Annotated in this window: 9 protein-coding genes and 1 pseudogene; 1 reads left to right on the forward strand and 9 read right to left on the reverse strand. The window is 54.2% G+C overall.

Annotated elements, in window-relative coordinates; all coding sequences use genetic code 11:
• The 6 genes and pseudogenes from ADICEAN_RS23960 to ADICEAN_RS17300 all read right to left on the reverse strand — a co-directional run.
• Positions 1-96 (reverse strand): PepSY domain-containing protein (locus ADICEAN_RS23960; RefSeq protein WP_394330769.1); only part of this gene is annotated, 96 nt, incomplete at its 3' end.
• 344 nt (positions 97-440) lie between these two features.
• A pseudogene (locus tag ADICEAN_RS23965) lies at positions 441-1,061 on the reverse strand (PepSY-associated TM helix domain-containing protein); the annotation flags it as partial.
• A gap of 61 nt (positions 1,062-1,122) precedes the next feature.
• A complete protein-coding gene (locus ADICEAN_RS17285) occupies positions 1,123-3,054 on the reverse strand; it encodes a TonB-dependent siderophore receptor (protein ID WP_009196939.1) in 1,932 nt (643 codons plus the stop codon).
• On the reverse strand, positions 3,054-3,473 hold the full coding sequence (locus ADICEAN_RS17290) for a carboxypeptidase-like regulatory domain-containing protein (protein ID WP_009196940.1): 420 nt from the start codon (positions 3,471-3,473) through the stop codon (positions 3,054-3,056). The genes ADICEAN_RS17285 and ADICEAN_RS17290 overlap by 1 nt, the downstream gene beginning before the upstream one ends.
• A gap of 278 nt (positions 3,474-3,751) precedes the next feature.
• Entirely contained in the window at positions 3,752-5,941 is a 2,190-nt protein-coding gene (locus ADICEAN_RS17295) for a glycoside hydrolase family 97 protein (RefSeq protein ID WP_009196941.1), read from the reverse strand.
• Positions 5,942-6,214: 273 nt separating this feature from the next.
• Entirely contained in the window at positions 6,215-8,602 is a 2,388-nt protein-coding gene (locus ADICEAN_RS17300; protein ID WP_009196942.1) for an outer membrane beta-barrel protein, read from the reverse strand.
• A gap of 195 nt (positions 8,603-8,797) precedes the next feature.
• Between ADICEAN_RS17300 and ADICEAN_RS23380 the strand changes: the two genes are divergently transcribed.
• Positions 8,798-9,040, forward strand: coding sequence for a hypothetical protein (locus ADICEAN_RS23380; RefSeq protein ID WP_152426500.1), 243 nt, complete (start codon positions 8,798-8,800; stop codon positions 9,038-9,040).
• A gap of 83 nt (positions 9,041-9,123) precedes the next feature.
• Here the strand turns inward: ADICEAN_RS23380 and ADICEAN_RS17305 are convergent, their stop codons facing one another.
• The 3 genes from ADICEAN_RS17305 to ADICEAN_RS23385 all read right to left on the reverse strand — a co-directional run bounded on the left by ADICEAN_RS17305 (position 9,124) and on the right by ADICEAN_RS23385 (position 12,561).
• A complete protein-coding gene (locus ADICEAN_RS17305; protein ID WP_009196943.1) occupies positions 9,124-10,203 on the reverse strand; it encodes an AI-2E family transporter in 1,080 nt (359 codons plus the stop codon).
• A gap of 170 nt (positions 10,204-10,373) precedes the next feature.
• Entirely contained in the window at positions 10,374-12,320 is a 1,947-nt protein-coding gene (locus ADICEAN_RS17310; protein ID WP_009196944.1) for a type IA DNA topoisomerase, read from the reverse strand.
• 10 nt (positions 12,321-12,330) lie between these two features.
• Positions 12,331-12,561 (reverse strand): toprim domain-containing protein, encoded by a 231-nt coding sequence (locus ADICEAN_RS23385; RefSeq protein WP_236612946.1) that lies wholly within the window; start codon positions 12,559-12,561, stop codon positions 12,331-12,333.
• Between the last annotated feature and the right edge of the window lie 109 nt (positions 12,562-12,670).

A 12,670-nucleotide genomic window follows, 5' to 3' on the forward strand; every position in this document is an offset into this window, starting at 1 on the left:
CCCGGTCCAGAACAGCAGAGCGGGCAAAAAACCTGCCACACACCAGATGATGCGGGTAAGCAGGCCACCAAACTCGCCAAAGTGGACGGGCAGCAGCCACCTGGCGGTAAGAGCAGCCCCCGCGGAAGTTTATCCGGATGCTGCTCTCCCAGCAGCTCCCCGCTGGTAGGATGCAGCCCAATGAAGATCCGGGTATCCGGTCCGGCATGCACCTCCCGGTATCTTTGATAGGAAAAGGTAATCATCCCCTGCGCATCCCGGCTCATCCACAGGTTGCGCCGGTGGTAATGCGGATAATACGCATCCATGTGTGCAAGTGCCTGTTGCACTGTGAGAAAGACCTCTTCGGAACCGGTATCCTGAAGGGGTAGCTCCCAGATAGTGGGGGGCGCCGGCGCTGAGAAGCTAAGCTTGTCGATGAGCCACTGCAGTTCAGTACCATAGGTAAAAAAGGCGCCTGTAAATCCCATCAGAAAAAGGGGCAGGAAAAAGTAAAAGCCGCTTACGTTGTGCAAATCGTAATTGCGCCGCTTGGGGGAAGCTTTCCATTTGATGCGGAAACTGGAGTTGAGCCTGCCCCTTACCCGGGGCCACCACAGGTAGAGGCCTGTGGTAAGCATAAAGAGGCAAAAGATGAGTGAAGCCGTAGCGGTTATGTAGTAGCCAACATCCCCCAGGGTAAGGGACATATGCAGGTCCAGCAGAAAGGCAAAAAAGGTAGTGCCAAACTGCGGGTCATCCGCCAGAATTACAGCCCTGCTTTGATCAAAAAAATACCAGCGCTCATCGCCAAAGAGCTTAAACATATAGGTATCCCGCCCCCGCTGGGGCCATTGCAGGCTTTCGATCTGTCCGCCGCTCAGCTGCTCGATGGCACTTGCAAGGTGTATATCATCCGCATATACGCTGGTAGGCCCCTGCATCTGGTAGGTAGAGGCACTGAACAGCCGGCTGAGCTCCGGCTCAAATACATAGAGCGAACCGGTAATGCCCACTACCGAGATGATCAGGCCTGAGAGCAGCCCCAGCCATAGGTGGATGTAAAGAATCAGTTTTCGCATATAAAATAAAGCGAAGCGGAAGAAGCTTCTACGCTCATCCGCCTCGCAGTTCTGGCGCTGCTTAAAATTTAACGGCCACCGACAGCAGGGCCCTTCTTACCCAGAGGGGTTCGTATACCCCATAGGAGCCGGTATAGCCAATGTTGTTGGTGAAATTGGTAACATTCAGGCGGGTACTTAGCTGCTTATAGGTATAGCCAATGGAAGCATCCATGCTGTGGTAGGCGGCTACCAGTTCCTCGGGATTGTTTGCAGTAGAGAGGTAAAAACGGTCTTTTACAAAGAGTCCGTAGCCCAGCTCCAGCCCCTTAAGGCGGCGCTGAAAGGCATAGTTGGCCCACAGGCTTCCGCTGTTGCGGGCGTTACCTTCCAGCTGGCGGCCGCTTTCGTAGGCTGGGTCTTCTACCACATAGGCATCGATGTAGGCATAGGTGGCATTGAGGGTGAGGCCCGGCAGGGGTTGGCCGTTCAGGTCCAGCTCAAGGCCCCTGCTTTGGTGGTGCCCGCCCTGGTAGGTCGCCCATCCCCCTTGGCCCGTCCAGGAGATGTAGTCAATGGTGGGCTCTGTAGGCGCATCAATCCAGTTGTATACATTTCGCTTGTTGAGCTGAAATGCCGACAAGGTAATGCCCAGGCGGTTATTGGCCAGGCTGCTCTTCAGACCTACTTCCAGCTGCGAGGCATCAGTGGGTGAAATCTGAAGGCTGGGGTCAATCCAGTCGTTTCCGTTCATTTCATACGACTGGGAGTAGGAGCCATAGAGCGAGAGTACCTCCAGTGGCTTGTACACCAGGCCTATTCGGGGGCTGATGGGGGTATTCAGGGCATTGGTGTGGCCGGCCGGCGCATCTTCCGGTTGCAGGTACTTTTCTCCCTGCCGGGTAAAGTTAAAGCGCAGGCCCAGCAGCAGCTGCAGTTTTTCATCCAGGGTAGCCAGCTGGTCCTGTACATAGAGGCCGCTGCGCTGATAGAAACTCTCAAAAGTAGACCAGCGCATGGGGTCGGCAATCATCCGGGCCTCGCCATAACGGGGCGCATAGATGTTAATGGTGGTATTCAGCAGCTCATCTACCCCTTCGGTCCACTGGCCGCCATTGTACATATGCTCGGCCCCCAGCAAAACCTGGTGGCGGATACGCCCCGTAGTAAACTCTCCCATCAGGTCCAGATTGGCGCCATAGCCCTTCCACCACTGGTGAAAAAAGTACTGGGTGCGGGCCAGGTTACCTGCCTCATCAGGTTCTCCGCTGAAATAGAGGTTAAAGGGCGAGCGGGTGGTGTGCGAATAGTAAAGCTGGTTGCGAAGCGTCCAGGTGCCGCCCAGGCGGTAGCTAAGGGTAGAAAACAGATTGCGCTCGCCAAAGCCGTAGGTGGCATTGGGCTCGCCCAGAAAGGTAGATACGGGTAGGCGCTTTACCCCCTCAAAGGTGCCGTCGGGGGAGACAATGCCCGGATCGCCGGTGCGCTGGTCCTGCTTGTAGAGCCCCTCGATATTCCAGCTTAGCTTGGGGGTGATGTGCCAGGTAAAGGCGGGCGCCAGCATTACAGTTTCGTTGTTCACCACATCGCGGAAACTGTTGGAACGCTCATAGGTAGCGTTGAGGCGGTAAAGAAGCGTTTCCTTTTCATTTACCGGCCCTGAAATATCCAGCGTGGGCCTGAGGAGGCCATACTCCCCTACTTTCAGTTCAAAGCGCCGGTACTGGTAGTTGAGCGGTTTTTTGGTTACAAAGTTCATGATGCCGCCCGGGGCCACATCGCCATAGAGCACCGAAGCAGGACCTTTGAGTACTTCTACCTGCTCGATATTGTCGTTGTGGTGATGGCCCATGTTCCAGATAAACATGCCATTTCGGCGAAAATTGCTCCAGTTGTTCATCCAAAAACCGCGGGAGTTGAGGTAGAGATAGCCCCCGTTGTAGGTGCCGGTTACCGTAAGCCCGCTGATGTTCTTAATGGCATCCCGGGTATCAATGATCTGCTGCTGCAGCATCAGCTCTTTGTCAACAATCTGGATGGAGATGGGGATGTTTCCAGGGGGGTAAGGGTCTTGGTTACCGTAGAGGTTCTACGCTGCTGCCCCATCACCACTACCTCGCCAAGCGCCGTGGCCGATTCCAGCAGGCTCAGGTTTACGTCCTGGTTTTCCCCTTCCTGTAGCAGAATGGCTTTTTCTACCGGCTGTATGCCCACAAAAGAAGCCACCAGGGTCTGTGGCCCCAGCGGAGCATTAAGAATGACAAAATAGCCCCGCTGATCGGTAGCCGTGCCAATGGTAGTGCCCTTGTTGTAGACATTCACAAATTCGGCAGGCTTTCCGTCCGAGCTGCTTACTGTTCCGGTGATGGTAGTAGATTGGGCAAGAACTGCACTATAAAAGAGGCTTAAAATAGCTGTAAACAATACTTTCATGTAGCAATGGTTGATTTGATGGTTCAAACCTACTATTTAGACTAATTCTAAACAACACTATTTAGAACAATTCTAAAAAACTTAACATTGCAGGAGGAGAGTACCCAGAGGGGCCATTTGGTTTTGGACCACCCAATGAGGGATTCAGCTACAGAACTGCACTTTTCTAAAGCGAGCGCTGGTATCATTTTCGGCCTGCCGGCAGCCTGCCTTTAATACAAAAGAAGCGCCGGAGTACATACCCCGGCGCTTCTGGCTCTTGCTAATGATAGTGCTGCTTACAGCTTCCGCAGCTTCTTCATCTCCTCCCGGCTGGCTTCCCTGATGCTGATGGCTACCCCGCCGCCGGCGGCCAGCTGCTGCTTCAGACGGCTTTTGGAGGTAACCAGCACCTGGCGGATGGTATAGCTTTGCTCGTTTTTCTGCCAGCTGGCATCTTTGCCATCGGCATAAATAGTGGCTACATAGGTTTTGCCGGCAGGCAGGTAGTTGAAGGGGATCTGGGCCTGGCGGGCGTTCTCATCGGTAATACCCCCTACATACCACTCATTTTTGCCTTTGGCCTTGCGGGCTATGGTTACATAATCGCCGGGCTCGGCTTCCAGTACCCAGGTATCATCCCAGTCTATGGCCACCTCTTTGATGAACTGGAAGGCGTCCATAAAGCGGCTGTAGTTCTCGGGCATGTCGGCCGCCATTTGCAGAGGGCTGTACATGGTGACATAATAGGCCAGCTGCTTCACCAGGGTGGTGTTTACGCGCTGGTTGCTGCCGGTGCCATAGTGCGAGAGGTCCAGCTGAAAGATGCCGGGGGTATAGTCCATAGGGCCGCCCATCAGGCGGGTAAAGGGCAGAATGGTGGTATGATCAGGGGCCAGGCCGCCCATGGACTCAAACTCGGTGCCGCGGGCCGACTCCTGTGCCAGCCAGTTGGGGAAGGTGCGGTGCAGGCCGGTGGGGCGCACGGCCTCGTGGCTGTTGATCATGATCCCATACTCGGCCGCCGTGCGGGCTACATGGATGTAGTGGTTTACCATCCACTGCCCATCATGGTGCTCGCCGCGGGGAATGATCTTGCCCACATAGCCGGTTTTTACAGAGGTATACCCATTATCCTTCATAAACTGAAAGGCAGGGTGCAGGCGGCGCTCATAGTTGGTGGCCGAGCCGGAGGTTTCATGGTGCATCATGATCTTTACCCCTTTGGATTCGGCATAGGTCTTCAGCTCCTGCACATCAAAATCGGGATAAGGGGTTACGAAGTCGAACACATTTTCTTTCCACTTGCCGAACCAGTCTTCCCAGCCCACATTCCAGCCTTCTACCAGCACGGCATCAAAGCCATGCTCGGCGGCAAAATCCAGATATTTCTTTACGTTTTCTACCGTAGCGCCATGGCGGCCGCTGGGGGTAAACTGGCTGAAATCATCTTCCAGCGTTACGTTGGTTTCGGTGCTGTAGGCCCAGGTGCTTTTGCCGGCCACAAAAAATTCCCACCAGACGCCCATGTACTTTACGGGTTTGATCCAGCTCACATCTTCGTAGGCGGTAGGCTCGTTGAGGTTCAGGATCAGGCGGGAGGCCAGAATGTCGGTGGCCTTGTCGCTCACCACTATGGTACGCCAGGGGGTCTGGGCATTGGTTTGCAGGTAGCCTTTATTGCCTACGGCATCGGGCACCAGGTGCGATTTCATGTTGAAGTTTTTAGCATCTACCTCCAGCTGCATGGCCGGGTAGTTGATGAGCGCCGCCTCGTGAATGTTGATGTAGAGCCCGTCGGCCGATTTCATCATGGAAGGGGTCTGTACGGCTGGCACCCCCTTGATGGGGTGCTGGGCATGCACCTCGTGGGTGGCCTTTTCCATCAGGCCGGGGATCTGCGAAAGTTGGGAGGTCTGGTAAGCGTACTCGTTGGTATCGTAATCACCGGGAATCCAGAAGATCTTGTGATCGCCGGCCAGGTTAAACTCCGTATGCTCCTCCTTTACAATAAAGTAGTGCAGCTGCTCCTGGCGCGGAAACTCGTAGCGGAAGCCCAGGCCATCATTGAACAGGCGGAAGCGGATGCGGATCTGCCGTCCCTGCTGGGCCTCCTGGCGCAGGGTGACCAGCAGCTCGTTGTAATGATTGCGAATGCTTTTCTGCTCGCCCCAGATGGGTTCCCATTGTTCATCTACAGTAGTCTGCTCTGTATTGGCAAGGGTAAAGCCCTCCATGAAGTGGGGTACATCGGCACTCTCCAGCCCAAGGCGGCTGGTGCGGATCACCGGCTTGTTTTTGTAGGTGAGCTGGTAGGTGGGCACGCCCCCTTCCTGCAGCGTAAACTGCAGGCTTAGATTTTTATCGGGAGACGTAAGCGTTTGGGCCTGTATACTGAATGCGAGTGCGGTACTTAGCATCAGGCAGAAGAGGAAGCCAATCCTCTGGCGAAAATAGCCAACAGGCGTTGGGTTGCTAGCTCGGATCATGAGGTGTTTTAGGTTGGTTATCAATAGTAGGCTGCAAGGGAAAATGTCCCAGCGGCCATTTTTCCCGTCAGCAATCAATCAGGCGGCAAATTACGCTAAAAATGGCTACTGGAACAGGGCAGGTGAAATTATAGGGCTTTTACAGGGCTCCCCCTCATACACGCTCCACAGCAGCGCTCCACAGCGGCGCTATCACTGAAAAAAGGGTACAGATACCTGTACCCTCTTTATCTATCAACAAACCAAGAATGAAGAGACGTTTGAAAAGGAGACTCAGCCGCCGGTACGGTTCAGCTCATCCAGGGTATTGCGGCGGCGTTCTTCTATTTTTGTACCCTTGCTGAAACGGTAGCGCAGTGTAAGACCCAGGCTTTGGGCGCGGAAGTACTGGTCAAAATCCGAGACATTCCCCTCCCCCACATCGGCTGCAATTTTCAGGCGCTGGGTCTTGAAGATGTCATTGGCATTCAGGCTCAGGTCCAGCTTATCGTCCAGAAAGGTTTTCTTAAGGCCCAGATGCACCCACCAGCGCGGATCAACCCGGTAGAGGGCATAGGCCCCCGGGCCCTGGTACACACCATTTACCTCCAGGCGCAGGCCCAGCGGCAGCATTACCGTATGGCTGCTTTGCAACATGTAAAATGTGCGGCTGTTGATAACGGGGGCTCCATCTACCACGGCATTGAACTCGTTGTAGGAAACCAGCAACGTATTATTACTCTCCCAGCCTTTCATGATTTTTACCGGAGCAATGGCCGTTACGCTAACATTCTGCGAGTGCTCTACATTGCCAATGTAATAGATGGTGGTGGCTGTTTCTTCTTCAATGCGCGGCAGCTCGGCAATTACATCTTCGTTATACTGGTAGTTGAGGGCCAGGCTGTAGTTTTTAAAGAACGTTTGGGTAATGCCCACCACATGGGTGTATTGTGCCCGCAGGTAGGGGTTGCCAAGCCAGTAGGTGTAGGGGTCTCTATAGGCAAAGAAGGGGTTAAGCTGTCCATAATTGGGCCGTTGTATGCGACGGCTGTAGCTGTAATTGATCCCATAATTTTGGCTTACCTTCTGCTGCACAAACAGACTGGGAAAGAGGTTGAGGTAATCGCGGGGAGTGGTTTGTCCGGTGGTGATCAGCTCTCCCAGCGATACCGTCTGCTCGGCCCGCAATCCTCCCTGTACCGTAAAGCGCTCGCCCAGCTTGCTGCTCCAGTTCACATAGGCGGCATAAATGGATTCCCGGTACGTAAAATGATTGGACCGGCTCAGGTCTGGCACCAGCTGCTCAGTGTTGTTGAAGTAAAAGCGAGAGTCGTTATCAGAAATCACCCGGCTGGCTTTGGCACCCAGCTCCAGCTTACGGCCTCTGGAGAGTGGACGTGTAAAATCTACCTTGGCCGAAAAAATATCAAACCCACCCGGAGTTTCGGTATAGAGGAAGTCCTGGGTGGAAGTGCCCTCCGGCTCAAGATCATAAAAGTAGTTTAGAAAATCGGAGCTGCCCTCGTTGCGAATCTGTACCACGTCCAGATCGGCGCTAAGGGTAGTGCCCAACGTATCCAGCTTGCCCAGGTAGTGCAGGTTGCCGGTATAATTGGTAAAGCGGTTGCGCGATAGGTTATCCGCATCGATGTAGCTGCTGTACTGCCCGGGTGCATTGCCAATGTAGGTATCGGTCAGAAAATCAGCGTCGAGGTCATTGGTCAGATAGTAGCCCATGACCCCTATGGTATGACGGTCGTTGATCGAATAGTCGGTGCCAGCCCGTACGGCCGGGGGGCCTTCTACCTGAAAATTGCCAGTGGCTACCTGATCGAAATAGGTAGTTTCCTGCGGGCCGGCAAATACCCGGGTAAAGGTGGCTTCCCTCCCCCCTACCCGGCGAGCGGCATCCAGGTTTACAAAGGAGTTCCAGCGACCCGTTTTGTAATTGAAGGTAGCCCCTGTAGAATAGCCCCACTGTTTGCCATTGTAGGATGCCCCTGCATAGAGGCTTCCGTTCAAGCCCCGCTGATCGTTCTTTTTCAGGTTGATGTTGAGGATGCCCGAAGAGCCCTCGGCATCGTACCTGGCCGAGGGGTTGGTAATGATCTCAATATTTTTGATGTTTTCGGCCGACATGCCCTCCAACAGGCTGCGCAGGTCCCGGGCCGAGAGGTAGGTAAGCTTGCCATCCAGCATAATGGTAACGCCCGAGCGGCCATTGAGCTGGATATTTCCCTCCTGATCAATAAACACCCCTGGCGATTTGGACAGCACATCAAAGGCTGTGCTGCCTGCCGCCAGCGCAGTACCTTCTATGCTTACCACCATGCGGTCGGCCTCCTGGGTAATGGTGGGGCGCAGCGCCTGTACGGTTACTTCCTTTAGGGTTTCCAATTCTTCACTAAGGGTAAGGGTGCCAAAGTTTCGGGAGAAATCAGGCCCGCTTACGGAAAAAGGGGCGGTTTTTCGCACCGCAAACCCTATGGCGCTAATGCGCAGAAAATAGGTAGCAGGCGGGGGACTGGCCATGGAAAACGTGCCATCGGGCTCCGCCACTACGCCACTCACCAGGGCAGAGTCGGCAACCGATAGCAGGGCCACGTTGGCATAGGCTATGGGCTCGCCTGTTTGGTCCAGCAGCCTGCCGGAGAGTCGTCCGCTTTGCGCCAGACTACTCATGCTTGTACAAACAGCCAACAACAGTAAGATCAATGGGTAGCGCATATTCATGTCTAAGGGGTTGGTAAAGGTTTCTACGATGTTATCCGCCTGTACGTCCGCACAGCCAGTGGCCTGTGAGCATAGCTTACAGATGGCGTGCCTGTTTTGCAATCATCTGTATTTCAGTATGTTAATTTCTGCCTGCGGTCTCATATGTGCGAAAGCGAACAGCAGCTGTACGGTTGTGGTACAGCAGTTGTAATTCGGCCTGGAAAACAGCCGCCTGCAACAGGCACAGCACGTCCTGCGCCTCCCCTTGTGCTGCAGCAGGCGGGGATGCGGGTGGTGGCCAAACCAGCAGGTGTCAGAAAAAAACAAGGCGCAGCTTGTACGCCATTTAAGCTAATAGACTTGCAGGCTAAAAAAGTATTACAGCAGAGGGCTAAAAAAGGATAAAATTCTGCGGGCTGTGGTCATCGAAAACCCAGTGCCATGAAGTATGCAGCTACGCCCGCCAATACAATGAGGTAGTTTTTTTGCTACAAAGGGGTCTTCTCCGGATCATCCGGATCGTCTATGGGCGGATTGTCCAGCAAAAAGCCAATGGGGTAGAGCGGCTCTACCGTATCGCAGATCACCTTAATGATGGCCAGTACGGGTATGGACAGGATCATTCCAATAGCCCCCCAGATCATGCCCCCAAAAAAGAGCGCAATGATGGCCGCAAAGGGATTGAGGCTCACCCGCCCCCCTACCACATTGGGCGTAATGAAGTTGCCCTCCAGAAACTGAATGGCCCAGAACAGGATCAGCACCCCTACCGGGTACCAGAGCGAATCTTTGGTAACCAGCGCAAACAGAATGGGCAGCAGCGAGCCTACCAGAATACCAATGTAGGGAATGATGGTGAGCACCGCCGCCAGCACTCCAAAGAAAATGGCATGCTGAATGCCCAGCAGCAGCAGGCCTACCGAGTTAAGAATGGCTACGATCAGGATAACCGAAAACAAGCCTACAATGTAGCTGCGCACCACCAGCTCTACCTTGTGCAGGGTAGCCCCCACCTTCGGGTGCTGCTCGGGCCGGAAGTACTTGTACAGAAAGGCCACAAAAAAGCGGCGGTAGTAGAGCAGAAAGAAGAGCGTAATGAGAAACAGGAAAAAGGAGGTAAAGAAATCGGCCGTGGCCGAGAGGGTGCCGGTAATGGCGGCCGTGCTGTTTTGCAGAAAGCTGTTGAGGGATTCTTTCACATAGCGGTTCTGCTCGCCCTGCGCTACGGCAAAGGTATCTTCCATCCAGGTATTGGCCCGGTCCAGCAGCTCGTTGAAGCGCTCTCCGATGGACTGCAGATCGCTGGTAATGCTGCCGACCTGGGAGGAGAAAAAGTAAAACAGGCCTGTAAGTACCAGCAGCACCAGCAGAATGGACAGCACCGCACTAATACCCCTGTTGATCCTGCCCCTTTCCAGAAAATTGCTCAGCGGGCGCAGCAGCAGGGCAATGATAAAGGCCGTTATCAGCGGACTGATGATGGGCTTGCCCACGATGAGCACATAGGTAGTCAGGACCAGGCTGGCCAGTATGATAAAGTATTTGAAATAAGCGGGAAGGGATTGCATGCAGCTGCAGAATTAATGCGGAGTAATAGTACTAAAACCCTATAACTACGCTGCCCCGGAAACTTCTTTTTTGGAGGATGTTTTTAGCGTTTTGCGTTACTGAAGAAGTTTTATTTTGAGAAAAAAGGGTATTGTTGGGTCCGGTGGCTGCGCAATAGGTGCACTAATACCTATTCCTCCAGCCCAATGATAAAGCTGCCATCCATCACCAGCCTGCCATCCTGGGGAGTGGCTGCCCCCGGCACCTGCAGTCCCTTTATCTTTGTGGTTTTGCCCTTGCTCAACAGATCGTACACCTGCTTATCGGTAAGGGTTTTGCCCAGCAGCTCAAAGGGAATCTTAAAGCCGCATTCTCTAAAATTACCACAGCCCCAGGCGCTATTGCCCCTTTTCAACAGATGCTCCCTGCACTTGGGGCAGTGCAGGGCCTCAATGCTAAGGGGCTCTTTTGGCGCTTTGGCTTTTGCTGCTTTGGGGGCATCGGCTGGTGCAGCTCCCGCTTTTTTCTTTTTGGGGGAAGCTGCTTTTTTCTCCGCCTTTTCTTCAGCTGCCGGCTCTGCCACAATGGAGATGGGACGGTAGGCGCCGCTTTTCACCTCCCGGGTCAGGTCTACCACCATCTGGATGAGCTCCTGCTTAAAGGTTTCAAGGGGGTACTCCCCTTTTTCGATCAGGCGCAGCTTGCGCTCCCACTGCCCGGTAAGCTCCGGACTTTTGAGCAGCTCGTTGCCGATGGTGTCGATCAGGTCCATGCCTGTTTGGGTAGCAAAGAGGTTTTTCTTTTTCTTCTCGATATACTGCCGGCGGATAAGGGTTTCGATGATGTTGGCCCGGGTAGAGGGGCGGCCAATGCCGTTGTCCTTGAGCATTTCCCGCATCTCCTCATCCTCTACCTGCTTACCGGCGGTTTCCATGGCCCGCAGCAGGCTGGCTTCGGTAAAGGGCTTGGGCGGCGAGGTTTTACCCTGGTGAATGCGGGGGGTATGGGGGCCGCTCTCCCCTACTACAAATTCGGGCAGTACTTTTTCTTCGGCAGCCCCTTTATCATCCTCCTCCTTGCTCTTGGCATCTTTGGCATACACCTCTCGCCAGCCCGGCTCCAGAATCTGTTTGCCGGTGGCCTTAAATTCCAGCTTCTCTACCCGGCCCAGCACGGTGGTGTTGGCAATTTTACACTCGGGATAAAAAACGGCAATAAAGCGGCGCGCAATCAGATCATAGACCCGCTTTTCTTCGGGCCGCAGGCCCTGGGGCAGCACCTCGGTGGGAATGATGGCGTGGTGGTCGGTTACCTTTTTATCATCAAAGACGGCCTTTGACTTGGGAATGGGCCGGGCCAGTAGCGGGGCCGTAAGCGCCTTATAATACTGCATGCTTTCCAGGATGCCGGCAATCTTGGGGTGCAGGTCTTCGGAGAGGTAGGTAGTATCTACCCGGGGGTAGGTTACAAATTTTTTCTCGTAAAGGCTCTGCACCAGCTTAAGCGTATCTTCGGCCGCATAGCCGAACTTTTTATTGGCCTCTACCTGCAGGCCGGTCAGGTCAAACAGGCGCGGGTTTCCCTCTTTTCCTTCCTTGCGCTCAAAGGAGGTGATCTCAAACAGGGGGTGTTCCTGCAGGTAGGCCAGGCCCTTTTGGGCCCGCTCGGGATCGGTAATGCGATCGATGGTAGCGGTGAATTCAACGTCGCGATAAAGCGTTTTGAGCTCCCAGTAATCGGCCGATACGAAGGCGTTTATCTCCTTTTGCCGCTGCACGATCATGGCAAGCGTAGGGGTCTGCACCCGGCCGATGGAAAGCACCATTTTGCCCTGGCCGAATTTTTTGGTGAACAGGCGGGTGGCATTCATGCCCAGCAGCCAGTCGCCAATGGCCCGGGCAGAGCCGGCGGCATAGAGATTGTTGTACTGCTCGCTTTCCTTTAGTTTATTGAAGCCTTCCCGAATGGCCTGCTCGGTAAGCGAAGAGATCCAGAGGCGCTTTACCGGCGCCTTGCATTTGGCTTTGAGCAGCACCCAGCGCTGAATGAGCTCCCCCTCCTGCCCGGCATCTCCGCAGTTGATCACCTGCTGGCAGTTTTGCACCAGTTCTTCAATTACCTTAAACTGTTTGAGCACCCCATCATTCTCAATGAGCTTGATGCCAAAACTGGGCGGGTATCATGGGCAGGTCTTCCAGCCGCCAGGCTTTCCAGGCAGGGGTATAGTCATGGGGCTCCTTAAGGGTACAGAAGTGCCCAAAGGTCCAGGTCACCTGGTATCCCCCGCCCTCAAAGTAGCCCCCTTTTTTAACCTTGGCGCCCAGCACCTCGGCAATGTCCCGGGCCACACTGGGTTTTTCTGCAATGCAAACAATCATGCCTTTCTGCGCCTGCACTATGCCCCTGCAGGACCCAAAGATCGCATTTTTTTGGGGGACTTTTGGCCAGCCGGCGGCCTAAAGAAATCAGCAGAAAAAGGCCTTTTTC

The sequence above is a fragment of the Cesiribacter andamanensis AMV16 genome, from assembly GCF_000348925.1.
Taxonomy (GTDB): Bacteria; Bacteroidota; Bacteroidia; order Cytophagales; family Cyclobacteriaceae; genus Cesiribacter; species Cesiribacter andamanensis.